27 protein-coding genes are annotated in these 23027 nt (G+C 41.1%); 17 read left to right on the forward strand and 10 right to left on the reverse strand.

Annotated elements, in window-relative coordinates; translation table 11 throughout:
- Positions 1 to 356 precede the first annotated feature (356 nt).
- The 5 genes from GPM24_RS16210 (at position 357) to GPM24_RS16230 (ending at position 4054) form a co-directional block, all read left to right on the forward strand.
- Entirely contained in the window at positions 357 to 764 is a 408-nt protein-coding gene (locus GPM24_RS16210) for a hypothetical protein (protein WP_158828051.1), read from the forward strand.
- Positions 765 to 848: 84 nt separating this feature from the next.
- Positions 849 to 1097 (forward strand): hypothetical protein, encoded by a 249-nt coding sequence (locus GPM24_RS16215; protein ID WP_158828053.1) that lies wholly within the window; start codon positions 849 to 851, stop codon positions 1095 to 1097.
- Positions 1098 to 1493: 396 nt separating this feature from the next.
- Positions 1494 to 2285: an alpha/beta fold hydrolase gene (locus GPM24_RS16220; RefSeq protein ID WP_158828054.1), complete on the forward strand. Its 792-nt coding sequence runs from the start codon at positions 1494 to 1496 to the stop codon at positions 2283 to 2285.
- A 28-nt stretch (positions 2286 to 2313) separates the two neighbouring features.
- Positions 2314 to 3330 (forward strand): PAS domain-containing protein, encoded by a 1017-nt coding sequence (locus GPM24_RS16225; protein WP_158828056.1) that lies wholly within the window; start codon positions 2314 to 2316, stop codon positions 3328 to 3330.
- Positions 3331 to 3493: 163 nt separating this feature from the next.
- Positions 3494 to 4054, forward strand: coding sequence for a pyridoxamine 5'-phosphate oxidase family protein (locus GPM24_RS16230; protein ID WP_158828058.1), 561 nt, complete (start codon positions 3494 to 3496; stop codon positions 4052 to 4054).
- A gap of 136 nt (positions 4055 to 4190) precedes the next feature.
- Here GPM24_RS16230 and GPM24_RS16235 read toward each other — a convergent pair whose 3' ends face one another.
- Positions 4191 to 6167: a S9 family peptidase gene (locus GPM24_RS16235; RefSeq protein ID WP_158828060.1), complete on the reverse strand. Its 1977-nt coding sequence runs from the start codon at positions 6165 to 6167 to the stop codon at positions 4191 to 4193.
- Between the two features lie 229 nt (positions 6168 to 6396).
- On the opposite strand from GPM24_RS16235, the gene GPM24_RS16240 reads away from it, so the two are divergent.
- Both GPM24_RS16240 and GPM24_RS16245 read left to right on the forward strand, forming a co-directional pair.
- Positions 6397 to 7095: a cytochrome b/b6 domain-containing protein gene (locus GPM24_RS16240; RefSeq protein ID WP_158828062.1), complete on the forward strand. Its 699-nt coding sequence runs from the start codon at positions 6397 to 6399 to the stop codon at positions 7093 to 7095.
- Entirely contained in the window at positions 7085 to 7873 is a 789-nt protein-coding gene (locus GPM24_RS16245; protein WP_158828064.1) for a molybdopterin-dependent oxidoreductase, read from the forward strand. Before GPM24_RS16240 ends, GPM24_RS16245 begins: the two co-directional genes overlap by 11 nt.
- A gap of 63 nt (positions 7874 to 7936) precedes the next feature.
- Here GPM24_RS16245 and GPM24_RS16250 read toward each other — a convergent pair whose 3' ends face one another.
- Entirely contained in the window at positions 7937 to 9049 is a 1113-nt protein-coding gene (locus tag GPM24_RS16250; protein WP_158828065.1) for a pepsin/retropepsin-like aspartic protease family protein, read from the reverse strand.
- Between the two features lie 189 nt (positions 9050 to 9238).
- On the opposite strand from GPM24_RS16250, the gene GPM24_RS16255 reads away from it, so the two are divergent.
- Positions 9239 to 10138 (forward strand): cation diffusion facilitator family transporter, encoded by a 900-nt coding sequence (locus GPM24_RS16255; protein WP_158828067.1) that lies wholly within the window; start codon positions 9239 to 9241, stop codon positions 10136 to 10138.
- Here GPM24_RS16255 and GPM24_RS16260 read toward each other — a convergent pair whose 3' ends face one another.
- The 5 genes from GPM24_RS16260 to trpS form a co-directional block, all read right to left on the reverse strand.
- Positions 10139 to 11479 carry a M23 family metallopeptidase gene (locus GPM24_RS16260; RefSeq protein ID WP_158828069.1) on the reverse strand — a complete coding sequence of 447 codons (1341 nt, stop codon included), beginning with the start codon at positions 11477 to 11479 and terminating at the stop codon, positions 10139 to 10141. It abuts the gene before it with no gap.
- A gap of 53 nt (positions 11480 to 11532) precedes the next feature.
- Entirely contained in the window at positions 11533 to 11973 is a 441-nt protein-coding gene (locus GPM24_RS16265) for a hypothetical protein (protein WP_158828071.1), read from the reverse strand.
- 187 nt (positions 11974 to 12160) lie between these two features.
- Positions 12161 to 12889 (reverse strand): 3-deoxy-manno-octulosonate cytidylyltransferase, encoded by a 729-nt coding sequence (gene kdsB / locus GPM24_RS16270; protein ID WP_158828073.1) that lies wholly within the window; start codon positions 12887 to 12889, stop codon positions 12161 to 12163.
- 95 nt (positions 12890 to 12984) lie between these two features.
- A complete protein-coding gene (locus GPM24_RS16275) occupies positions 12985 to 13599 on the reverse strand; it encodes a deoxynucleoside kinase (RefSeq protein ID WP_158828075.1) in 615 nt (204 codons plus the stop codon).
- 133 nt (positions 13600 to 13732) lie between these two features.
- Complete coding sequence (gene trpS, locus GPM24_RS16280; protein ID WP_158828077.1) at positions 13733 to 14728, reverse strand: tryptophan--tRNA ligase; 996 nt, start codon at positions 14726 to 14728, stop codon at positions 13733 to 13735.
- Positions 14729 to 14769: 41 nt separating this feature from the next.
- On the opposite strand from trpS, the gene GPM24_RS16285 reads away from it, so the two are divergent.
- The 3 genes from GPM24_RS16285 to GPM24_RS16295 all read left to right on the forward strand — a co-directional run bounded on the left by GPM24_RS16285 (position 14770) and on the right by GPM24_RS16295 (position 16307).
- Positions 14770 to 15507 carry a lysophospholipid acyltransferase family protein gene (locus GPM24_RS16285; RefSeq protein WP_158828079.1) on the forward strand — a complete coding sequence of 246 codons (738 nt, stop codon included), beginning with the start codon at positions 14770 to 14772 and terminating at the stop codon, positions 15505 to 15507.
- Positions 15497 to 15790, forward strand: coding sequence for an Asp-tRNA(Asn)/Glu-tRNA(Gln) amidotransferase subunit GatC (gene gatC / locus GPM24_RS16290; protein WP_158828081.1), 294 nt, complete (start codon positions 15497 to 15499; stop codon positions 15788 to 15790). The genes GPM24_RS16285 and gatC overlap by 11 nt, the downstream gene beginning before the upstream one ends.
- Positions 15791 to 15971: 181 nt before the next feature.
- A complete protein-coding gene (locus GPM24_RS16295) occupies positions 15972 to 16307 on the forward strand; it encodes a DUF4920 domain-containing protein (protein WP_233268881.1) in 336 nt (111 codons plus the stop codon).
- A gap of 183 nt (positions 16308 to 16490) precedes the next feature.
- Here GPM24_RS16295 and GPM24_RS16300 read toward each other — a convergent pair whose 3' ends face one another.
- A complete protein-coding gene (locus GPM24_RS16300) occupies positions 16491 to 17513 on the reverse strand; it encodes a chitinase (protein WP_158828083.1) in 1023 nt (340 codons plus the stop codon).
- A gap of 105 nt (positions 17514 to 17618) precedes the next feature.
- Between GPM24_RS16300 and GPM24_RS16305 the strand changes: the two genes are divergently transcribed.
- The 4 genes from GPM24_RS16305 to GPM24_RS16320 all read left to right on the forward strand — a co-directional run bounded on the left by GPM24_RS16305 (position 17619) and on the right by GPM24_RS16320 (position 18954).
- Positions 17619 to 18167: a cob(I)yrinic acid a,c-diamide adenosyltransferase gene (locus GPM24_RS16305; RefSeq protein WP_158828085.1), complete on the forward strand. Its 549-nt coding sequence runs from the start codon at positions 17619 to 17621 to the stop codon at positions 18165 to 18167.
- A gap of 89 nt (positions 18168 to 18256) precedes the next feature.
- Positions 18257 to 18478 carry a DUF2795 domain-containing protein gene (locus GPM24_RS16310; protein WP_002996718.1) on the forward strand — a complete coding sequence of 74 codons (222 nt, stop codon included), beginning with the start codon at positions 18257 to 18259 and terminating at the stop codon, positions 18476 to 18478.
- A 121-nt stretch (positions 18479 to 18599) separates the two neighbouring features.
- On the forward strand, positions 18600 to 18746 hold the full coding sequence (locus GPM24_RS16315; protein ID WP_158828087.1) for a lmo0937 family membrane protein: 147 nt from the start codon (positions 18600 to 18602) through the stop codon (positions 18744 to 18746).
- Between the two features lie 46 nt (positions 18747 to 18792).
- Entirely contained in the window at positions 18793 to 18954 is a 162-nt protein-coding gene (locus GPM24_RS16320; protein ID WP_158828089.1) for a lmo0937 family membrane protein, read from the forward strand.
- Positions 18955 to 18989: 35 nt separating this feature from the next.
- Here the strand turns inward: GPM24_RS16320 and GPM24_RS16325 are convergent, their stop codons facing one another.
- Both GPM24_RS16325 and queA read right to left on the reverse strand, forming a co-directional pair.
- Positions 18990 to 19721 carry a 2-C-methyl-D-erythritol 4-phosphate cytidylyltransferase gene (locus GPM24_RS16325; protein WP_158828091.1) on the reverse strand — a complete coding sequence of 244 codons (732 nt, stop codon included), beginning with the start codon at positions 19719 to 19721 and terminating at the stop codon, positions 18990 to 18992.
- 114 nt (positions 19722 to 19835) lie between these two features.
- Positions 19836 to 20885, reverse strand: a complete 1050-nt coding sequence (gene queA, locus GPM24_RS16330; protein ID WP_158828093.1) for a tRNA preQ1(34) S-adenosylmethionine ribosyltransferase-isomerase QueA — start codon at positions 20883 to 20885, stop codon at positions 19836 to 19838.
- 147 nt (positions 20886 to 21032) lie between these two features.
- Here queA and GPM24_RS16335 point away from each other — a divergent pair, with 147 nt between their 5' ends.
- On the forward strand, positions 21033 to 21548 hold the full coding sequence (locus GPM24_RS16335; RefSeq protein ID WP_158828095.1) for a DUF3347 domain-containing protein: 516 nt from the start codon (positions 21033 to 21035) through the stop codon (positions 21546 to 21548).
- 165 nt (positions 21549 to 21713) lie between these two features.
- Positions 21714 to 23000 carry a citrate synthase gene (locus tag GPM24_RS16340; RefSeq protein WP_158828096.1) on the forward strand — a complete coding sequence of 429 codons (1287 nt, stop codon included), beginning with the start codon at positions 21714 to 21716 and terminating at the stop codon, positions 22998 to 23000.
- Positions 23001 to 23027: the final 27 nt, after the last annotated feature.

Below are 23027 nucleotides of genomic sequence, written 5' to 3' on the forward strand. Positions count from 1 at the left end.
GTCGAGCTTATCCAGCCAGCTAATTTAATCAGAATAGGGGAAGTTTAAATTCAATACAGCTATTTATTATCAAACTGCGGCTTAAACGACCACGCAAATAAAAATATGAGTAAATATTAATTAATGATTTAAATATTAATTAATAGTATAAATAATTATTATTGTTCTCGCTTAAATTTATTTATCCTGTAAAATATTGGGTTATAGTATCCCATTGATTATCAATTTGTTTAAATCATAGACATTTAAGAAATGTAAAATTTGTAAATATTTAAAATATAAGTGAAACATTTTTAATATTTAGTTTATTTATAATAGCGTAATTTAAAATTGAAAACATATTTAACCCAGCCATCATGAAATATACATTTTTACTTTATTCATGTATCGCACTTTTAACTGTCAGTTGTAAAAAAGCTCAATTAGAACCGTTGCCTAAGGTTACCGCAAACACCACTACTGAAGCTAACACTGCTGTGAAAAGCAAGGGATACATAACTGTGCAATGTGAAACTTGTAAGGTGGAATACGGAATGCCCGACCAGTACAAAGGCATCAATGTAACCGGCACGTCCGATAAGTTGTACTTCGATTATACCAACGATTATTATCTTAAAACTTATATAACCGCTTTTCAGCGCAGCCAGAAATTAACATTAACCGTCTATAATAAAGATGGTCAAAAAGTTTTTAGCGATTCTAACACACAGTCAACTACTGGCTTTTGGGATACTTATGTATTAGTACGCGATAAAACCAATTAATCATTTATATAGTATGTCTATCTGCAGTAATCTGCAAAATAAATATTCATCCGAGGCTATTCATAATCACAATTTATATAAGGTATGGTAAATCATTTTGACATTGACATTGCTAACGGAAGTAGCACAACCGGCTACCGGGTAGTAATAGAAGACGATTACGGCGACCTGGGTTGCTGTTATCTGTTATATGAAAACGGGCGAGAGATAGGTTCCATCTGTCGCCTGGCTGACGGTAAGTACCGCGCTATTGATTACACACAACTCACTCAAACACAAATAGACAATATTGGCTGGCACATTGGCAACCAATTGGTGAACGGAGCTTTATAGCTTTTCAAATGCAAATTTTTTCAATTAAAAAGGCGACACCCAACTGTCGCTTTTTTAATTAATCGGTGGTAATCATATAAAATTCCTGATTTAGTAATTTCTTTAGGCTTTCATGAACTGACGCAAAGCCTTATTTGAAGCCCACCTCGCCATATTTCTTGCAAATATTTTTTAACAAGATGATAATTGCTTGTAACGGTGTTTTTTCAGGTATCGCGTAAGATTTTAAATGCCAACCCTTACCCTAAAGACATAATTGAACTGCAATCGTACTGTGTCTATTATAACTGCAATCTGTCATTTACACAAGCGTCTTTCAAATAGTTTATTACTTAAAGGTTTAAACAATTAATCAAATTGCTGCATCTTAATCGGGTTGCATTCCGTATTAGGTACATGAACATTTTATCACGCAACAATGTAAAGGTTTTAGGCAATGGTTCTCAAACTATCTTATTTGCGCATGGCTTTGGCGGCGATCAAAACGCCTGGCGTTACCTCATTGATGCGTTTGATGATTACTCTGTAGTACTGTTTGATTTTGTGGGATGCGGTAACTCTGATTTCAGCGCGTACAGTGCCGATAAATACAAAACGCTACGCGGTTATGCGCAAGACGTGCTTGATGTTTGCGAAGCACTCAATTTAAAAGATGCTATTTTTGTAGGCCATTCCATCGCCAGTATGATTGGATTACTGGCTGCCGTTGATCAACCGTCTTACTTCAAAAAATTAGTGTTTTTAGGGCCATCGCCTTGTTACTTAAATGATAGCGATTATGCCGGGGGTATTAACCGCCACGAGTTAGATGCTTTGTTTGAAGTGATGGACAGCAACTACCAGGGTTGGGCCCGCAGTATGGCTCCTGCCGTAATGGGTAATGCAGACCGACCCGAACTAGGCGAGGGTTTTGCCAAAGACTGGACAGACTGTGACCCCGAAATAGCCCGCAACTTTGTACGTGCCACTTTCTTGTCAGACAACAGGCGTTATTTGCCCGAGCTGAAAGTGCCCAGCTTGTCTATTATTTGCGAAGAAGATGTTTTAGCATCGGCAGATGCCATACAGTATATTAAAGACCATACACCTGCTAATTCGGTGGTACGTTTGAATGCCAATGGCCATTGCCCGCATTTAAGTGCACCACAGGAAGTAATAAAGGCTATCAAAAACTTCATTGCTAACTAAGTATTTAACCGCACTTTTACGCGTTCTTATGCCATTTACTGATTTTATGTTTGAAAACATCCCCTGCGGGTGTTTGTCTTATTATGCTGATGGCACCATCATCAGTATAAATCAAGCGCTACTTAACTGGCTCGGCTTAACCAAGGAGGAAGTATTGAATAAGAAGCGGTTTACCGATTTGCTGAGCATAGGTGGCCGCTTATATTATCAAATGGTTTTAATGCCGTTACTTGCCCGCGAAGGCAGCGTAAATGAAATTAATTTTGATATGATATTAAAGGGTGGTACTTACATGCCTGCATTGTTTAATGCTGTTACCGTAACGCACCCCCAGCACCAACAAGAAATTGTTAATGCAGTAGTTATAAAAATTACTGATCGAAAAAAGCACGAGTCAGAATTATTACAGGCTAAACGCCAAGCCGAAGAAGGCACCAAACGGTTTGAAACCCTTTGCAACGTAATTCCCAATATTATTTGGACTGCTTTGCCTAACGGACGGGTAAACTTTGTGAATAATCGTTTTTTTAAAGAGTTTCCGATACGCCGCCAGGGTTACAGCAGTACTAGTTTACTTTCCCTTTTCCATTTGTCTGATCATACCAATTTGTTGCGTAATTGGAAGCGGTGCCTGCTCACAGGTCGTAACTTTGAAATGGAAATGCGAATACAATCATCTTCGGGTGCTTACACCTGGTACTTAGTGCGGGCGGTACCTTATATGGATGATGGTGGGAATATTACATTGTGGTTTGGTTCATGTACTAATATCCATAAACATAAGCAAAACCAGTTAAAGGCAGTTGCGCACCTTAACGCAAGCCTTACCAAAGCCAGTGAAAAGATTAACGACCGAGATCGAACTCTGCAAGAAATCAGCTATAGTCAATCGCATCTTGTACGTAAGCCGCTAGCGAACATATTGGGACTAGTTCAGATGATGAATACTGATGATGCAGAAGAGATGCGTAATTTGCAGATTTTGCTTAAACAAAGCGCCGAGGAGTTGGATGAGGTTGTAAAATCGATGATTATTACGGTTTAAACACTATATTATATTGGCTCGTGTTAATTACAAGACGCAGTTGATAGGGTTGGAGACTTAGTAAGCTATCCTGAAATTTCAGGTTTTAATTTAAATCTGTTGCACACAAAAAGACAATTATGGGGTTTAACTTTTATCATTTACCGATAAAAGAAACTATATTATGGATAGCATTAATCAACAGCAACCCGAAGAAAACTACAAAGATTTGGGTGGTGCTGAAGCTTTAGAAAAAGTAAAAGAATTGGTAAAAAAGGCCGAAACCTGCTTTTTTTGCTCTAATATTAAAACCGGCGTTCCGTTCTCGACCCGCCCTATGTCGGTACAAAAAGTAGACGATGAAGGCAATTTTTGGTTTTTAAGCGCTGATGACAGCCACAAAAATGACGAGTTGAGCCACGATCCGTTTGTGCACCTGTTATTCCAAGGTTCGCCGCATTCTGATTTTTTGAATATTTATGGCATCGCCTCTGTAAGCAAGGACAAAGAGAAAATCAAGGAACTTTGGGAGCCAATATTAAAAACTTGGTTTACAGAAGGTGAAGACGATCCGCGTATCACCGTAATTAAAGTAGAACCTACCGAAGGTTACTATTGGGACACCAAACATGGTAATGCTGTAGCTTTTGTGAAACAAGCTGTTGGTGCCGTGGTAGGCAAAACTCTCGACGATTCTATTGAAGGTAAGCTAGATATCGAAAAAGACGAGAGCAATCCTCTGTAAATCTTTTAATAAAGATTTAATTTAAAAATGTCATTTCGAACGAAAGTGAGAAATCTTTTAATACTTACAAATTAAGCGTTTTAAAAGATTTCTTACATCAATCGAAATGACATTTCTATTTTGTAGTCTTTTCGCACTACTTTTTCAAATACTTATCAAACCACTTAATGTAACGTTCAAAACGGTCTACCTGATAGCTGGGTACCGATATGCCGTGAAATTGATTAGGGTAAACAATAAGCTCGGCCGGTACATTTTGTGATTTTAGCGCCTGATACATTTGCTCGCTACCGGCGACCGGTACATTAAAATCGCGCTGGCCTACCATAAATTGGGTCGGGGTTTTTATTCTGTCTGAATGGAAAAAGGGGTAAGATAGTTTTACGTATTTATCCAGATTTTTCCATGGAACGCCAAGTTCGTTCTCATATTGCAGTACATATTGGTCGGTGCCATACATAGTTAACTGTAAACCGCTGCCTGCACCGCTGCTGGCTGCCTTAAAGCGGGTGGTGGTGGCAATAGTGTAATCAGTTAAAATACCACCATAACTCCATCCGCCGATACCCAAACGGTTTGGATCTGCAATTTTTTGTTTCACCAGCTCGTCAACGGTGCCTAACAGATCGAGAACTTCCTTATTGCCCCAATCGGCCGATATGGTTTTAGAGTATTCCAACCCACGGCCAGTACTGCCCCGGTAATTTACGCCTACCACAGCATATCCGGCGCCAGCCAGCATCTGTCGGCTCAGGTCAAAGCTGTATTCGTCCTGCGCGGTCGGCCCGCCGTGGATGAACAAAATTAATGGCAAATTTTTACGCTTGGTGCTATCCGGCAAATACAAAATACTCGACACCTGAGCACCATCTTTGCTAATGCTTTGGAAACCTTCTACATGCGCCAGTTTAACGGTGCTTAGCCAGTTCTTTTGATGGTACGTAAGCTGACGTAATTTGCCGTTTTCTAAAGCAAACAGCTCGGTTGGTAAATAAGGCGTACTTAAGCGCAGTACATAACTGTCGTCATCATAAGGTACAGCGCCATTAATGCTGTATTTACCTTTACTTAGCGATGTGATTTGTTTGCTGACTAAGTTGTATTGGGCCAAGTACGACATCCTATCATCCTGCACCTGAAATGCAATATTCTGCCCGTCTTTGCTCCACACCGCACGACCAACAGGCCGGTCGAGCTGTTGGGTCAACAGCTGGTTGTTTTTGCCATCGGCATCCATCAAGCAAAGTATATCCTGGTCATACATACTATAACTGGCGTTGCTGGTTGAACGTGAGTAGGCAATGTGTTTGCCATCTGGACTCCAATGGGGCTGGTCGTCGCTGCCGGTCCAAGTGGTTAGCTGTTTCATGGCTGCGTTCGGCTTGGCGTCTATTACAAAAATGTCGTCATTATGATTACGGTCCGGGTCTGTAGTACGGTTGCTCACAAACACAATCTTGCGCCCATCCGGCGACCATTCCGGGCTGCCTTCGTCGCGGTCGCCACGGGTTAGGGTATCCAATTTTAGGGTTGCTATAGTAAATAAATATAGATGCGTATGATTGTGGTCCAAATAACCTAGGATGTCTTGTTTAAAATGAAAACGGTCAATATAAATGGGTTCAGGTGTTTTAGGCGCTTCTTTGCCTTTAAATTCCGGATCTTCAATCGCCAGCACCAGCCGTTTGCTATCGGGGCTCCAGGCATAGCTGTTCAGGTTGCCTTTGGTTATGTTGGTTAACTTTTTACCCTCACCGCCACGACGGTCCATCAACCAGACCTGCGATCCGTTTTTAGATTCACGTGCCGACAGGAAAGCCAGATATTTACCGTCGGGGCTCCAGCGCGGTGCCGAGGCGGCTTCGTCGCCATGAGTAAGTTGTATCGATTGCTGGCCGTCCCAACTTTGCATCCAAAGGTGCGATACCCTGCGGTTACGCGCGGTATCAACGTCAGATAAACTATAAGCTATCCATTTTCCGTCAGGAGCTACCTGCTGATCGGCCAAGGTAGAAATGCGGTAAACATCAGCGGGCTTTAATGGCTTAGGTTGTGAAAAGGCACTGTTTGCCAATATCGTTAGGCTCGAAAGTAAGAGTAAACGTGATATCATTCCGATATGTAAAATGTAAAAGTAAATAATGTTGAATATATCAAAAAAAGCGGTTGCTTTGTTAATTCCTGGTCTGTTTTAACTGTAACCAGATCAGTGATCTTGCTATGAAGTACTAATTATTAAAACTAAACGTATACTTAATTACGATAGATAGCTTATAGCATGTGTTTGCTAGATTTACCTTGTCAAAGTTGAAAGCCAAATTTAAGCGTACGTATTTTTATTCATGAAATATATTATTAACAAGCACCCATTGGCTATCCGATGGTTTCACTGGCTCAATTTTCCGTTGTTGGCGGTAATGATATGGAGTGGGTTGCTAATTTACTGGGCTTATGACCCTTACGCCATTAAAATGTTTGGTGCCACGGTTATTAAGTTTTTTCCGGAATGGTTTTACCAAAAATATCATATCAAACGCCGTTTGGCTGAAGGTATGGCATTTCACTTTGTGTTTATGTGGCTATTTGCCGTAAATGGCTTTTTGTATGTATTATACACCATTATATCGGGCGAGTGGAGGCACCTGTTACCGCAAAAACACTCCTGGCGTGATGCCTGGCTAGTGTTGTTGCACGATTTGCATGTGCGTAAAACTGTACCACCTCATAATAAGTATAATGCTGCTCAGCGCATTGCTTATACTGCCGTTGTTGTTATGGGGTTAGGTTCGTTACTCACCGGCTTAGCTATCTATAAGCCTGTACAATTTAATTGGTTAACATTTATTTGTGGTGGATACCGTACGGCACGGCTTATTCATTTTGTATTAACTATCGGGTATTGTCTGTTTTTTATTATTCATATTGTACAGGTGGCTTTAGCCGGCTGGCAAAATTTTATCAGCATGATTAGAGGTTTCGAAGTGAAAGATAGAGCTGCGGTTGAATCTGTTACTGCGAAAGGAGGAAGCGATGAGCGATAAACCGGAAATGCAATCATCACCCAACACTGAGCTTTATGACGCTAAAAAGGTAAGCCGCCGTACATTTATATCGTCGCTTACCTTTGTAGCAGGAGCAACGCTGGCCTATTGGGGCTGGGACGCTTTGTATGATGCTGCTAAAGAACCAACTGGCGCTACCGCTGGTGCACGTAAGCCGTTACGCCGGGTACTTAATGCTAACGGAGAACTGTTTGAAAATAATGTCAGTGCAGAACAACTCTCTCGCACTTATCCAAAAGCGATGGCGGTAAAGCGCCCGCGTGTAAACGGAGATGTTGGAATTACCGATAAAGAGTTGGCAGGCTGGAAGTTAAAAGTTGCCAAAAGCGTATCGGAAACATTTGAGTTCACGTTAGATGAAATTAAGAAACTGCCTAAAACCGAATTTGCTTTTGAGTTTAAATGTGTGGAGGGCTGGAGCCAGGTAAGCCACTGGGGAGGGGTAAAGTTTAGCGATTTTGTACGGCATTACGGCTTGCACGAGCAGGCCAAAATGCAATATGTAGGCTTGCGTACGCCCGATGAAAAATACTATGTAGGTATAGATATGCCCAGCGCTATGCACCCTCAAACCTTGTTGTGCTATGAGGTTAGCGGTCAGCCACTGTCGCCCGATCACGGCGCACCATTGCGATTGATCATTCCTACCAAATATGGGATCAAGAATTTAAAGCGCATTGGTACGCTTTTCTTCAGTAACGAACGGCCACCCGATTACTGGGCCGAAAGAGGATACGATTATTTTTCGGGATTGTAAGTGTTTTAAAAAGCAAATCCCTCATGCTGTTAAGGTATGAGGGATTTGCTTTTTTAAGATCAACTACTTGTTCTTTAACCCAATCTGGTGATTGGTATAGTCTGTTAGGAACAGGTTGTTCACAAAAAAGTCTATACTCATAATGCTTCTAAAATCGCCGGAGATGTTAGGGTTTTGTATTTCCGTTAAGTTACCGTTACTATTGGTTGTGTAGGTGTAAGTAAAGCCGCGTTCAGTTGTAATAGTTACCGTTGAGTTATCTGGCAATTGTCCCAAGGCTTTCGTTTCACGAGTGTTTTCAATAGTTGATACAGATGGTGTACCTGTATCAAATAAAACCTTCGCTGCTACGGAGGTATTATTGTACGTGATAGTTGCCGGAATATTAGGCGAGTAGCCATTAGTAGCCGTATAGGTTAGCGGGTGCATGATAAAGCCCGAACTGGTTAAATCGGTGTTTACTAAGCCAACAGTTAATAAACCCGCCACATAGGTGCCCTTGGCATCAAAGCTGGTGCTATTCAAAGCCGCCAGTTTGAAACCGTTAGTTACATTGGCCGGATAGTTAAACGCCGCCAGCGGACTTGAAACCGGTATGTTGCCATACCCGCTGCCCGGACCTACGCCAAAAACGTCGGCTGCATGTTTAGCTAACTGGTTGCCTTTGCTATCCACAATTTTGTAATACATAAAAAAGGGAATACGCTTGGTGGTTAAACTGCCCTGAGCACTATTGCCGATGGTGACGGTTGCATAAGCCAGGTTACCGTATTCACGTGTAAGACCGGTTAAATCGCCATAACTTAATATGCCGGTGCGTGACGTAACCGTTATTCCATTCACTTCAACTGAATCGCCGGTCACTTGTATACCCGAGCTGGTTATCATACTGGCCGGAATCAAGCCATCGGCATCCATTGTCATACCCGACGAGCCTGTATCAAATATGCTGGCGTAATTAACGGTTTGTGTACCTACCCGTGTTATTTGAACAAAGATGCGTTTGTTTAATCCGTTTCCAAATTGGTATAAACCTAATGTACCCAGTGGGCTTGGTGGAGCAACAACATTATCACGGTTATTATTGTCTTTTTTGCAGGCGTTGAAAGACATTAATATGCAGAAAGAAGTAATCCAAACGGGTACTTTATGTAAGTATGTAATTAATTTATTCATGTCAGTTTTAAAACCAAATCTTTTTTTTAGGTATAAACGGAAAAAGTAGTTACGTTGTGTGATAAGGATTGTAATTATCTGTCTTATACTTTTGTTAGGTCACTAAACCATGTCTTTAATTGTGAGGCAAATCAATATCTAATCAAACTTAACATGTGGCAATCCTGTTATTCCTGCAACGTTAACATCATGCCTGCATCTAAAACGCCTATTTATACCGCTTTTGCCGCTAATTTGCTAATTGCCACAACCAAACTGGTAGCCGCTTTTTTTACCGGCAGCTCGGCCATGGTATCAGAGGGGATACACTCGCTGGTTGATACTAGCAATGAAGTGTTGTTGCTGTTGGGTATTAAGCAAAGCCAAAAGCCGGCTGATGCAACACGGCCGTTTGGATATGGCAAAGAATTATATTTCTGGTCATTTGTGGTATCGCTGTTGTTTTTTGCGTTGGGCGGTGGATTTTCAATTTATGAGGGAATTGAACATTTAATGCACCCCGAAGAAGTTAAAAATCCGATTTGGAATTATGCGGTATTAGGTATTGCCTTTGTTTTTGACGGTATATCTTTTATAACAGCATTAAAAGAATTTAACCGGCAGCGGGGCAGTATGTCTTTCTGGCGTGCCATTCACGTAAGTAAAGATCCATCGACATTTGTGGTGTTGTTTGAGGATGCTGCTGATGTAATAGGTATTTTGATTGCCTTTACAGGAATTTTATTAGGACAACTGCTGCACAATCCTTACATTGACGGTATAGCATCCATAATGATTGGTGTATTGTTAACGGTTGTAGCCATTTTACTTGTGCGCGAGAGCCGTAGTTTACTAATGGGCGAGAGTGCCGACCCTGACGAGTTAAAACAGGTTACCAATATAGCCAGTGAACATAATGATGTGGAACAAGTTGCGCAATGCCTGTCTATGTACCTGGCGCCCGAAGAAATTATTTTAGTACTTAAAATGCATTTTAGAGAGGGCATCAGCAGCGAACAGTTGGCCGGTAGCATTGAAACCGTGCGGCGGAATATTCAAGAGCAATATCCACATTACAAACAGCTATTTATTGAACCGGTAAAGGTGTAATTATTTTCCTGAATCAATCCAGCCGGTATTGTCCTTGTCGTCAGTAATTAAATAATAGCTACGAAATGAACCTTTAATGTTAACCTGTGCACCTACAGGCAACACAGCTTTGCGGGCGGCGTTGGTGCTATCAGGTGCATCCCATAAGGGTTGCTGTTGTTTAATGGTTAGTGTACGTATGTTGCTGCTTGCCATAGCAACGTCCCTGCTGCTGATGTACCCTTGTGTTCCATCGGGCAAAATGGCTTTATACCAGCTATCTGTAGCAGCTTCAATATTAACGGCTGTACTTATAGGAAGTGTTTCTATCGCAGTTGCTCTTTCACTCGGTTCGATATAAAATTTACTACGACTGGTAGTACGTGCCGTGGCGTTAAGCAATTGTAAAGATGCGTTAATTTGCTTAGGTACTTTAATCTCACGATTAACGAAAGGAAACGGGTCTATAGCTCCGCCATTGGTGTAAATGCCAAAATGGAGATGCGAAGGCGTGGTACGGGCGTTGCCGGTGTTGCCAACTAAGCCAATGGTATCGCCAATGCGAACCGCTTGACCGCTTCTGACCAACTGCTGGTCCAGATGTGCATAGTATAAAGTATAATCGGCATCATTTGGATGCACAAATACTACCAAGCCACCCAATTTGTTCTCGGTCACATTAGTCACAATACCATCCGTTGCCGCAATCGCTGGTGTGTGCTTGGTTGCAAAGATATCCACTCCCTCGTGCTTACGGCCGCCATTATCACGGCCATCTCCCCAAAAACTGCCAATGTTTGGTTTGCCGGTTGATGACACCGGGAAGCTAAGTGACGGACCAGCTGTGATGTTAAGGGTATACTCGCCGCCACGTAACAACTCAGGCTGCAGGCGCAGTACATACTTGCCGGTTTCTTTTACTTCATATTGTAGGCCTAATCCTGCTGTATCAGCCGATGCAACCAATTTTTGTTCGTTGGTGTCGGTTTGTTGTAGCAGGTCAATATAAATGGAGTAATTAAATTGTGGTTTACGACTTAATGCGATATGCAGTTTTTGGCCGCGTTGTGCACTGAAGCGGAGTGCGGTAGCTTGAATTTTGTCGGCCGCAAAATAGCCGGATTCTTTATACGGTATGGTGATGGTTAAGGCATTGGTAACACTGGACCCACCTTTTTGCAACCAGCCGATGCCCATTGCGGTGCGGTCTAGCCCTGCATCTTTAAGACGCTGCGCATAGGCATCATGCGGTGATAGCTTTTTAAACAGCGACATAGGGCCGTTTTTGCTGCATGCTACCAACAGCATGCAGCATGCTGTAAAAAAGTATTTATGAAATGTATTCATTTTTAGTTTCATCATTAGTAAGCGTAACACATAAACTGTTGATGAAACGTATGGTTTTGATAGTTACCTTAACTTACTTCCTCCGTCGTTTCTTCAGATTTCTTTGGTGCTTCACCGGTGTTATAAAAGTGGATAGTAGATTTTATTTGATCAAAGCTGAAGCTGTCTGCAGCTTTGTACTGATCCAGTACCGCACTATTATCATTTATCAAAGCAATAAGGTCTTCCTGTCTGTCGCTTCTGCTTCTACGGTTAATTAAAGCATTGCTTTTAATATCCACTAACGGACCTGTTCCTTTTTGTACATACCAGTAAGTGTAGGTGTAGGATGTGGGATAGCCTCCTGATGTTACGATTTTTTCATAAATATTAATCTTACCTTCTTCTACTAAGCTCAAAAATTCTGGGTTCTTTTTATTAGGTAATGTAACAGCACGTTGAGGGTATTTGGCTTTTCGGAAGCAATATTGCTTAATAGAAGTTGCGTCTACCTCCTGATACTCTTTCATCGTATCAGTTTTAAATTTAACGCTCGAGCTAAACAAAATTCTTTTGATTTTACATTTTACAGTATCACCCTGCAGGGTAATAATGTAGTCGGTTTTTTGTGCGTTGGCAGCATACGCTACTGTACAAAGCAATAGCACTGCAAAAAACGTAATTGAAGCATGATTGTGATAAGTATTTAGTGTTGATTTATTGAGGCAATTTACGCAAATCTTCCGGCGTATCCACAGCCTGCGTTTCTAAATCTGTTTCAGCCACTCTGATGCGATAGCCATTCTCAATCCATCGTAACTGTTCTAGGCTTTCGGCTTTTTCTAATGACGATATAGGCAGCCGTGTTACTTGCTGCAATACATTGGCCCGAAAGCCATAAATGCCGATGTGCTTAAAATAATTAAAATGCGGTAGCCATTGCTCTGCTTCCTGCCCTCGAATATGTGGAATAGGAGAACGAGAAAAGTAGATAGCCTCACTTAATTTGTTGATAACAACCTTTGGCGAATTAGCATTATACAAATCATCAACGTTGGTTATTTTTTTAATGAGTGTAGCAATTTGTGTGTCACCGTCGTTAAAGCAAGCGGCTACCTTAGAAATTTGTACCGGGTCGATGTATGGTTCATCGCCCTGTATGTTGATAATCACATCGTACTCGGGATGATTGGCTGCTACCTCAGCGCAACGGTCGGTGCCACTTTGGTGACTGGCCGAGGTCATAACCGCTTTGCCGCCAAAGCTGTGTATATGGTCTAAAATGCGCTCGTCGTCGGTAGCTACAATTACCTCGTCCAGGCTGCTGCATTTAACGCACTGCTCATATACCCGCTGTATCATTACCTTGCCGGTAATATCTACTAAAGGCTTGCCCGGAAAACGGGTAGAAGCGTAACGAGCGGGTATCAGGCCGAGTATTTTCATGTGTGTTGTTGGTTGTGCGTTGTTTGTTGTGAGTTGTCAGTCAAGAAAGTATTATTTGTATACGGACAACCGACGACTTACATCAAACAACCAATTTAAAATAATCCGTGAATTTCCGCTTCTATAAGGTTGATGATGCTGCCTAAATCTTCGCTGTTATTGGCAAAGTCCAGGTTATCCATATCCACAATCAGCAGTTTGCCAAGCTTATAGTTGGCAATCCACTTCTCGTATTTTTCGTTTAGTTTAGATAGGTAGTCTAAACGGATACCGATTTCATACTCTCGGCCGCGGCGGTGGATGTTATTTACCAATTTAGGAATCGATGCTTTCAAATATACCAGCAAATCCGGTGGTTTGATGAATGAAGTGATGTTCTCAAATATCGACTGATAGTTGTCGTAATCACGCGTATCCATCAACTCCATATCGTGCAGGTTCTCGGCAAATATGTAGGCGTCTTCGTAAATGGTACGATCCTGAATGATGTCTTTTGAGCCATTTTGTATTTCCGTAATCTGACGGAAACGGCTGTTCAAAAAGTAAATCTGCAGGTTAAAGCTCCAGCGTTTCATGTCGCCGTAAAAATCTTCGAGGTATGGGTTGTTATCTACCGCTTCGTATTGCGGCTCCCAACCATAGTTTTTGGCTAACAAACCTGTTAAGGTAGTTTTTCCGGCTCCTATATTTCCAACAATGGCAATGTGCATGGGAATGTAATTAGTTGCTTGAGTAGTTCATGATTCATCGTAATCAGTTCATGGTAAAAGATCGACCATGTTATGCTTTAGTATTCTATAACACAATAGGCTGTAAACTACAAACCAACAACTACGATATCAATTAAAAATTTCTGAATCCAATAATCTCGCGTACCTCACGGATAGTTTTTGAGGCACTTTCACGCGCCTTGGCTGCACCGAAGCGCGCCACCTGACGTAGATAAGCCTGATCGTTGGCTATGTCGTTTATACGTTCGCGGATAGGAGCGGTGCCAATAATCATATCCTCGGCTAGTTGCTTTTTCAAATCGCCGTAACGGATCTGGCATTTATTGTATAGTTCGTCAAAATGCTGGTAAGTGTCAGGCGTAGACACCACCTTTATTAAGTCGAACAGGTTTTGTATTTCAGATGGTTTTTCTTGATTTTCTGCTGTTGGGCCGCTATCAGTAACGGCTCTCATCACTTTTTTGCGGATTACTTCTGGTGAGTCGGACAGGTAAACCGCATTGCCTTCACCTTCAGATTTGCCCATTTTGCCCTTGCCATCCAAGCCGGGAATTTTTACCAGATTGTTGCTGTAGTTAAACGCATATGGTTCTGGAAAGTACTCGTGATTATACAAGCGGTTAAAGCGATTTCCGAAAGTGCGGGACATTTCCAAGTGTTGTTCTTGGTCTTTACCCACAGGTACTTTGGTAGCTTTATGAATAAGAATATCGGCCGCCATTAGCACCGGGTAGGTAAGCAGGCCGGCATTTACATTATCAGGATTAGCGCGCACTTTATCTTTAAATGAGGTGGCACGCTCCAACTCGCCCAGGTAAGCGTTCATGTTCAGGTACAAGTAAAGCTCGGCTACTTCGGGTACGTCCGACTGTATGTAAATTGTAGCACGCTCAGGGTCAATACCAGCGGCCAGATATTCAACCAACACCTGTTTTACGTTGCCGTGCAAGTCGGCAGGAGTAGGGTGTGTGGTCAGCGAGTGTAAATCAGCAATAAAAAAATAACAATTGTATTCGTGCTGCATTTTAATGAAGTTTTGGATAGCACCATAGTAGTTACCCAAATGCAGTTTTCCGGTGGAACGAATACCACTAACAACAGTTTCCATAATAGGGGCGAAAGTACGGAATTTTTATATTTTTGAGGCCGATGAAAAAACTATTGAAGAAAGTACACAGCCATTTTTACCGTTACAGCGTGGCTGTTTTCTTCTTTCTGCTATGGCCATTTTTATATTACTTTTCGCGGAAGGCTGAAAGGTATCCGATGATGAATAAGTTTAGAAAAATATGGGGTATATGCAGCTCATCCATATCCGGAATATTTTACCGCTATACAGTAGAACAACCTATAGATTGGAGCCGTACTTACATCATTTGCCCTAACCATACTTCCAACTTGGATATTACGGCCATTAGCTTGTTTATGAAAAATAATTTTTGTTTCATTGGTAAAGAAGAGCTATTGAAAAATCCGGTAACCAAGTTGTTTTTTCAAACCATAGATATACCGGTTAACCGCGATAGTAGAATGTCATCATTCCGGGCTTTTAAAAGCGCGGCCGAGCGTTTGCAGCAGGGCATGAGTATGGTAATATTTCCGGAGGGTAAGATACCGGACGATTATCCGCCAACATTGCATGAGTTTAAAAACGGTCCATTTAGGTTGGCCATTGAACATAAGGTGCCTATTATTCCGGTGAGCTCATTAGATACCTGGAAAGTTTTATGGGATACAGGTCTGGAAAAAGGTAGTCGTCCGGGCATTTGTAATATATTTGTGCATGCGCCTATAGAAACTGCGCACTTAACCGTTGATGATGCTGATGACCTGCGCGATCAAGTATATCAATTGATTAACCAAAAACTACACAATCATGCAAATTGATAAAGATACTGTCAACAAAATAGCTCACCTGGCCCGCTTGGAAGTAACTGAGCAGGAAACCGGTGAATTGATTCAAGACATGAGCCGCATACTTGACTTTATGGCCAAGTTAAACGAAGTTGATACCAGCAATGTAGCACCGCTGGTTTATATGACTAATGAAGTGAACGTTTTGCGCGAAGATGTTGTAAAACATGATATTACGCATGCCGAGGCGTTATTAAATTCGCCCGAACATGATGGTCAGCACTTCTTAGTAGCTAAGGTTATTGAGAAGAAGTAATTAGTTTGTACAATATTTATACTTACCAAAAGTGTTTATATCATGAAAAAAGTATTTTTTTATAGCTGCCCTATTTTGTAGTACGGTTGCAATTGCGCAAAAAAGCACAATTACAACAGCTGCTCCCGGCGTAACTTATGGTAAATTGATCACTAGCAATAAGGCTATCAGTTTACCTAAGTTGAACCAAGCACTAGCTACTGATACTATTTACCATGGAAAAGTATCCGGCGAGGTGGTCGAGGTTTGCAAAAAGAAAGGGTGTTTCATGAAACTTAAACAAGCCGACGGCAATCATGTGATGGTACGCTTTACCGACTATGCTTTTTTTATGCCGCAAAACATTGTAGGTAAAAAGGTAGTGGTAGAAGGTACAGCCAAATCCTCAGAAACCAGTGTTGAGCGCCTTCGGCATTATGCTGCTGACGTCGGTAAAAGTGAAACAGAAATTGCCAAAATAAATCAGCCTAAAAAAGATATTCAGATTATGGCTGATGGCGTGTTGGTGATGGAATAGTGGTTTTTTCCTATCACCTCATGTGGAAGAGAATATTAAAATATTGTCATCTCGAACGACAGAGAGAGATCTTTTGAAATTAGCAGGTTCACTAATCGCTTTCAAAGGATTTTTCGTTATCACTCGAAATGACATTTTTTATTTAAGATATACTTTAAGTACTACCCCCCCAGACGGCCGGCGTTACTCATTTACACCATATAAATAGGGTTGCATTTTGGCGCAGCTGCAAACGCAGTTGTCGTCTTTCACGCCAAGTTTAGCTAGAAGATATTGGTAAAAACCCATGCGGTCTTTCATGTTGTACATATTCTCACCTTTATTGCATTCCACCTCGCCGTTAATAATGTTAATGGTCATGCCAAAACCTGGTGAACGCCCTTTGGCCTTGTCGCTGGCTTTGGGTTGCCATTTACCAATCATCACATCATGCGCTGATGGTTTATGGGTTTGCGGCATCATCCAAAAATAAATGGCTGTTTCAAAGGCAATTACCGGGTCGGTTTCTACTAAGTCGGGGTTTTTCAAAAGTATTTGATCGTCGCCTAAGATACAGTCAGAAGCATAGCCGTAGTTGCCATTGTAGCTCAGCTGCATGGGGCCGCGTCCGTAATATTTTTTGCCGGCAATAGGGGGATATTCGTCACTTTCGCCAATGTAGGCGTTAGTTGTGTTGTTTTCATGAATCAGCATTAAGCCGTCATTGTATTTGCCGTCTTCGCCGTGACGGGTTTCGTGGGCAATGTGGGCAAAAAAAGCGGCTAGCTCTTTTTTGTTGGCCACGGCATCTTTTTCTGTACAAAAGTTTCCAAAGTTTACCTCGTAAGTACTATCGGGTTTTTCCTTAGCCCACTCTTCGTTCCAGTCTACATCCTGGCGAACAATGGTTGACTTGCCGGTTGTTTTATCTGTACGAACAAGCTGGTAAACAGAAACCGCACGCCGGGTAACTTTTATTTTAATGTTACTTAATTGTTTCACCGCCTTCACAAATGACTGATAGCTATAGAAAGCAGCGTGCTGCGGAAACAAATCATTATACTGCTTTTCGGTAATCAAGCCTGCTGCACTAATTTTTACCGGGGCTGTAGCGGCAGCAGGTGTTTGGGAACTATTAGAGGTATTGCCGCAACTGAAACTTACTAAAATGGCCGCAAATACAGCAGATTTGATAATATTAAATGAGTGAGACAACTTTTTATTCATATAAACAGTCATTGCTATATTTATGCCTTAAAATGGAACGGTAAAAGTTTACATTTATTTATACTGTGCCAAAAACAATATTAAATTTATTTACTTGCAGTTGCAATGAAGATATATACCAAAACCGGCGACAAAGGTTTTACCTCATTAATTGGCGGCAGCCGTGTTCCTAAATATCATATCCGGATAGAAAGTTATGGCACAATAGATGAACTGAACACCTATATAGGCTTGATTGCCGATCAGCAACCGGTATCTCGACATAAAGATGTATTAAAACAAATACAAAATCGTCTGTTTACAATAGGTGCCATGCTGGCTGCCGATCCGGAAAAATCAAGTATGGTAATACCGGATATTACTGATGCTGATGTTGTAGTGTTAGAGCAGGAGATAGATGGCATGACGTCATTATTGCCAGAGCTGAAACATTTTATATTGCCGGGTGGTAGTAATACTATCTCATTTTGTCATTTAGGACGATGTGTATGTCGCCGGGCCGAACGCTTAGTTGTTCAGTTGGCTGAGGAAAGCACGGTCGACGAAAACATAATCATTTACCTTAACCGTTTAAGTGATTACCTGTTTGTATTGGCACGCACTGCAGGGCAGGATGAACAAGTCCCTGAAAATAAATGGATGCCTCGATTTTGAAATGTGAAAAAAAATATTTGAAAAATCAATACAAAATATTATACTTTTGCGAAAATTGAATATTAACCCAAACTAATAAATTATAACGTATGTACTGGACTCTTGAACTGGCGTCTCATCTAGAAGATGCACCATGGCCTGCTACCAAAGATGAATTGATTGATTACGCTATCCGTTCGGGCGCTCCTGTTGAGGTTATCGAGAACCTGCAAGCGCTGGAAGATGATGGCGAGCCATATGAAAATATCGAAGAAATTTGGCCGGATTATCCAACCAAAGACGATTTCTTTTTTAACGAAGACGAATATTAAATATCATATTAAACCTGCGAAAGCAGGTTTTTTTTGTTTATGTCCAACTTTTTGGAATGGTTTTGGTTAAGTAGATATCTGAAAAACATTCATTTATTTTCAAACTTAAACATTTACCAAAATGAGAGGCTTACTTTACATTATCGCTGTTATCCTGATTATTGGATGGCTGTTGGGAGTTTTTGTGTACTCCGCCACTGGATTAATCCACGTTTTACTTGTTATAGCTATCATCGCGCTGCTTTTAGGCGTTATCAGAAGGGCTTAACTCACTATCATTTTCACTCACTCACTTATATCTAAATCATTTACCTATGGGAAATTTATTGTATTTAATCGCAGTTATCTTAATCATTTTATGGGTTGTCGGCTTTGTATTCCACGGGCTAGGATCTTTTGGTGATGGCGGTATTATTCACGTGTTATTAGTAATAGCTATTATTGCTATTTTACTAAGAGTAATAAGAAGCGCATAACTTATAAAATACCATTTAGCAAAAAGGGCTACCTGTTACAGGTGGCCCTTTTTGTTTAGTAGTATCTCTGCTAAAGCGATATCTTCAGGGAAGGTAATTTTAAAGTTTTGATAACTGCCCTCCACAATTTGAATCGTATTCCCGGCTTGCTCTGCTACACTGGCATCGTCGGTAAAACTGTCTTGATAAGGTAATTCGTATGCTTTTTTCAACAAATTGGCCTGAAAAGTTTGCGGTGTTTGCACTAAGTAAATTTCTTCACGTATCAGGCTTTTGGTTTTATTACCGGTAACCTGTCTTACCGAATCTCGGCTTTTTACGGCTACCACAACCGAGCCCACCAGAGCCGCTTGCTGATAAGCTTCTTCAATAGTTGCTGTGTCCACCATCGGGCGTACGGCATCGTGCACAGCTACTAAAGCATCATCCGGCACTAGTTGCAGGCCATTTTTAACAGAATGGAACCTTGTTACGCCGCCACTCACTAAATGGTGTGGTAACTTAAACTCATATTGTGTACACAAATATGTCCAATATTCATGATAGTTTACAGGCAACACTACAATCAGTTCTGGTTTTAATTGACTAGAGTAGAACGCTTCCAGCGTGTGCATTAAAACAGGTTTGCCATTAAGTAATAAAAATTGTTTTGGCACAGCACTTTGCATACGGGTTCCAGATCCACCAGCTACAATGATGGCGTAAGCATTAGTGGTGAATGACGGGTTTTGAGTAGTAATATCGTCAGTAGATAAATGGTGGGACATTGTATTACAAATTGGATCAAATATCAGCAATGTGTTGCAATAAAAAACGCCGGAAATTTTATGTTCCGGCGCTTATATAGTAATTTTTATGAGCTTAATTTTACTCACAACTGCTTATATAAGCAGCATCGCATCACCATAGCTATAAAAGCGGTATTTCTCTTTTACGGCTACTTCGTAAGCGTTCATCACATTTTCGTAACCACCAAAGGCACAAATCATCATCAACAGGGTCGATTCTGGCGTATGGAAGTTGGTGATCATGGAGTTAGCAATACTGAAATCATACGGCGGGAAGATAAACTTACTGGTCCAATCGTTAGCTGCTTTCAGTGTTTTGTTGGCTGATACTGCCGATTCAATGGTACGCATGGAAGTAGTACCTACTGCACACACACGACGTTTGTTTTCAATGGCACGGTTTACAACATCAGCTTGCTTTTGCTCGATGATAAATTGCTCTGAATCCATTTTGTGCTTAGTCAAATCTTCCACCTCAACCTGGCGGAATGTGCCCAAACCAACATGAAGTGTTACTTCAGCAAACTCAACACCTTTTAATTCCAGGCGTTTCATTAGCTCGCGGCTAAAGTGTAAGCCAGCTGTAGGAGCGGCAACGGCACCTTCGTTTTTAGCAAAAATGGTTTGGTAACGCTCTTTATCTTCGGCAGTGGCTTTACGTTTAATATACTTAGGCAGTGGTGTTTCACCTAAAATTTCCACGTTACGACGGAATTCTTCGTCGGTACCGTCAAATAAGAAACGGATAGTACGGCCGCGGGATGTGGTGTTGTCAACCACTTCGGCAACCAGTAAATCGTCATCACCAAAATATAACTTGTTACCTACGCGTATTTTGCGTGCAGGGTCAACCAATACGTCCCATAAACGTAGTTCTTTATTTAATTCACGTAATAAAAATACTTCGATGGTAGCACCGGTTTTTTCCTTGTTGCCATACATACGGGCCGGAAACACCTTGGTGTTATTCAGGATCATCACATCCTTGTCATCAAAATAATCCAAAACATCTTTAAATATCTTGTGCTCAATTTTTCCGGAGTCGCGGTGCAGTACCATTAAACGCGATTCATCACGGGTGGGTGAAGGCGTATGTGCAACTAATGATTCGGGTAAATTGAATTTAAATTGAGATAATTTCATGTTTTGTAAAATAAAATTTCAGGGCGCAAATGTAAGTAAAATTTTTAGTTATATTAAACGCGTACCTCTAGCTTTTGTGTTCTTAAACATAATGCAATAAATTTTTATTTATTTTGACCCCTAATAATTCATTATAAACCGCTATTCATGAAAACGATATTATATGCAGGCTTAATTGCCATAGTCATTACCGCATGCCAATCAAAAGAAAACAAAGTGGCAGATAACGCTGTAGATAGCACTCAAACTACCACTGCTAATGTACAGGCACAATCAGATACCGCTAATGCCTATCACGCGTATCTGAAACTAAAAGATAATTTGGTAAAAGCGGATGCTAAAGCTGCCCAGCAGTCGGCCCTGCAATTGGTAACGCCATTATCTAATATTAAAGGTTGCACCGAAGCCTCTGACATGGCAAAAAAGATTGCTGAAACGGCCGATGTTAAAGATCAGCGTACTGTGTTTCTTACTTTAAGTCAAGACATGATTCCGTTGGCTAAAGGTTATAAAACGAAATCAGCTCCCATCTACGTAGCATATTGCCCAATGGCCGGGAACGGTAAAGGCGGTTATTGGCTTGCCGCCGAAAAGGAAATCAAGAACCCATATTACGGTGATGATATGTTGGAATGCGGCGAAGTAAAGGAAGAAATTAAGTAACGACAAAGTAACTTTTGTTATCTTATAGTTAAAGCTGCGTATTTTGCAAACAAACGGGCGCAGTTCAAATTAATCTAGTATAAATTTCATGTTATAAAAACTACCGTGGCAAATGATTAATGACAGATTTAATTACATTTGCTGCGGATACAACTATTTTATTCTATGTCGGAAACAGCACAAATAAAAATCGGGGATAAAACCTTTGATTTACCTGTTATAGAGGGTACAGAAAACGAAAAAGCAATTGATATTTCAAAACTGCGCGACCTAACCGGATATGTTACACTTGACATTGGTTATAAAAATACCGGCGCTACTAAAAGCGCTATCACATTTTTAGATGGTGAGCAGGGCATTTTAAAATATCGCGGTTACCCAATTGAGCAGCTGGCCGAAAAATCAACTTTTATTGAAGTAGCGTATTTGCTGATTTATGGCGAATTGCCAACTGCCGATCAGCTGAAAGATTTTGAATATCAAATTAGCCGTCATACGCTCGTACACGAGGACATGAAGAAATTTTTTGATGGCTTTCCGTCAAAATCACACCCAATGGGGCAGCTTTCTTCATTGATTGGTGCATTGGCTGCATTTAATCCTGAATCGCTGGAGCCGGGCCTGAGCAAAGAGATCATCAATCTGGAGATTGTGAAACTGATTGCAAAAATGAGCACTATCGTTTCATGGATTTATAAAAAATCGCTGGGCCATCGCGTAAATTATCCGCAAAACAAATTCGATTACGTAACCAACTTTATGTACATGACATTTAGCCAGGTTACCGAAGAGTACGAAATTGATCCGGTAGTTATCAGCGCCATGAACAAATTGCTGATTTTACATGCTGATCACGAGCAGAATTGTTCAACTTCAACTGTACGCATTGTAGGCTCATCTGATGCTAATATTTATGCTTCTATTTCGGCCGGTATATCTGCCCTTTGGGGCCCGCTACATGGTGGCGCCAACCAGGCTGTAATTGAAATGCTTGAAAAAATTAAGGCTGATGGCGGCGATACTGATAAATGGATTGCTAAAGCAAAAGACAAAAATGATCCATTCCGTTTGATGGGCTTTGGTCACCGTGTGTACAAAAACTTTGACCCGCGCGCCAAAATTATCAAAAAAGCATGTGATGATATTCTGGAAAAATTAGGTGTGAACGACGAGGTGTTGGAAATTGCCAAACGCCTGGAAGAGGTAGCCCTAAAAGATCCATACTTTGTAGAACGCAAACTGTATCCAAACGTCGATTTCTACTCTGGTATCATCTACCGTGCTTTAGGTTTTCCTACCGAAATGTTCACTGTACTATTTGCCTTAGGCCGTTTGCCAGGATGGATTGCACAGTGGAAAGAAATGAAGGAAAACAAAGAGCCAATTGGTCGCCCACGTCAAATTTACACTGGCGCTACCGATCGCGATTATACTGCAATTACTGAAAGATAATTATTGATAATAAGATAAGGAGGGTTG

The organism is Mucilaginibacter lacusdianchii, assembly GCF_009770985.1.
GTDB classification, from domain to species: Bacteria; Bacteroidota; Bacteroidia; order Sphingobacteriales; family Sphingobacteriaceae; genus Mucilaginibacter; species Mucilaginibacter lacusdianchii.

What these genes read in the sequence shown, in the direction of transcription:
- GPM24_RS16240 (WP_158828062.1), top strand. Translation starts at nt 6,397, where the DNA reads ATGAAATATATTATTAACAAGCACCCATTGGCTATCCGATGGTTTCAC.
- GPM24_RS16275 (WP_158828075.1), bottom strand. Translation starts at nt 13,599, where the DNA reads ATGCACATTGCCATTGTTGGAAATATAGGAGCCGGAAAAACTACCTTA.
- gatC (WP_158828081.1), top strand. Translation starts at nt 15,497, where the DNA reads ATGCAAATTGATAAAGATACTGTCAACAAAATAGCTCACCTGGCCCGC.
- GPM24_RS16220 (WP_158828054.1), top strand. Translation starts at nt 1,494, where the DNA reads ATGAACATTTTATCACGCAACAATGTAAAGGTTTTAGGCAATGGTTCT.
- queA (WP_158828093.1), bottom strand. Translation starts at nt 20,885, where the DNA reads ATGAAATTATCTCAATTTAAATTCAATTTACCCGAATCATTAGTTGCA.
- GPM24_RS16225 (WP_158828056.1), top strand. Translation starts at nt 2,314, where the DNA reads ATGCCATTTACTGATTTTATGTTTGAAAACATCCCCTGCGGGTGTTTG.
- GPM24_RS16235 (WP_158828060.1), bottom strand. Translation starts at nt 6,167, where the DNA reads ATGATATCACGTTTACTCTTACTTTCGAGCCTAACGATATTGGCAAAC.
- GPM24_RS16250 (WP_158828065.1), bottom strand. Translation starts at nt 9,049, where the DNA reads ATGAATAAATTAATTACATACTTACATAAAGTACCCGTTTGGATTACT.
- GPM24_RS16305 (WP_158828085.1), top strand. Translation starts at nt 17,619, where the DNA reads ATGAAGATATATACCAAAACCGGCGACAAAGGTTTTACCTCATTAATT.
- GPM24_RS16285 (WP_158828079.1), top strand. Translation starts at nt 14,770, where the DNA reads ATGAAAAAACTATTGAAGAAAGTACACAGCCATTTTTACCGTTACAGC.
- trpS (WP_158828077.1), bottom strand. Translation starts at nt 14,728, where the DNA reads ATGGAAACTGTTGTTAGTGGTATTCGTTCCACCGGAAAACTGCATTTG.
- kdsB (WP_158828073.1), bottom strand. Translation starts at nt 12,889, where the DNA reads ATGAAAATACTCGGCCTGATACCCGCTCGTTACGCTTCTACCCGTTTT.
- GPM24_RS16265 (WP_158828071.1), bottom strand. Translation starts at nt 11,973, where the DNA reads ATGAAAGAGTATCAGGAGGTAGACGCAACTTCTATTAAGCAATATTGC.
- GPM24_RS16335 (WP_158828095.1), top strand. Translation starts at nt 21,033, where the DNA reads ATGAAAACGATATTATATGCAGGCTTAATTGCCATAGTCATTACCGCA.
- GPM24_RS16340 (WP_158828096.1), top strand. Translation starts at nt 21,714, where the DNA reads ATGTCGGAAACAGCACAAATAAAAATCGGGGATAAAACCTTTGATTTA.
- GPM24_RS16245 (WP_158828064.1), top strand. Translation starts at nt 7,085, where the DNA reads ATGAGCGATAAACCGGAAATGCAATCATCACCCAACACTGAGCTTTAT.
- GPM24_RS16255 (WP_158828067.1), top strand. Translation starts at nt 9,239, where the DNA reads ATGCCTGCATCTAAAACGCCTATTTATACCGCTTTTGCCGCTAATTTG.
- GPM24_RS16260 (WP_158828069.1), bottom strand. Translation starts at nt 11,479, where the DNA reads ATGATGAAACTAAAAATGAATACATTTCATAAATACTTTTTTACAGCA.
- GPM24_RS16210 (WP_158828051.1), top strand. Translation starts at nt 357, where the DNA reads ATGAAATATACATTTTTACTTTATTCATGTATCGCACTTTTAACTGTC.
- GPM24_RS16310 (WP_002996718.1), top strand. Translation starts at nt 18,257, where the DNA reads ATGTACTGGACTCTTGAACTGGCGTCTCATCTAGAAGATGCACCATGG.
- GPM24_RS16325 (WP_158828091.1), bottom strand. Translation starts at nt 19,721, where the DNA reads ATGTCCCACCATTTATCTACTGACGATATTACTACTCAAAACCCGTCA.
- GPM24_RS16320 (WP_158828089.1), top strand. Translation starts at nt 18,793, where the DNA reads ATGGGAAATTTATTGTATTTAATCGCAGTTATCTTAATCATTTTATGG.
- GPM24_RS16215 (WP_158828053.1), top strand. Translation starts at nt 849, where the DNA reads ATGGTAAATCATTTTGACATTGACATTGCTAACGGAAGTAGCACAACC.
- GPM24_RS16315 (WP_158828087.1), top strand. Translation starts at nt 18,600, where the DNA reads ATGAGAGGCTTACTTTACATTATCGCTGTTATCCTGATTATTGGATGG.
- GPM24_RS16300 (WP_158828083.1), bottom strand. Translation starts at nt 17,513, where the DNA reads ATGAATAAAAAGTTGTCTCACTCATTTAATATTATCAAATCTGCTGTA.
- GPM24_RS16230 (WP_158828058.1), top strand. Translation starts at nt 3,494, where the DNA reads ATGGATAGCATTAATCAACAGCAACCCGAAGAAAACTACAAAGATTTG.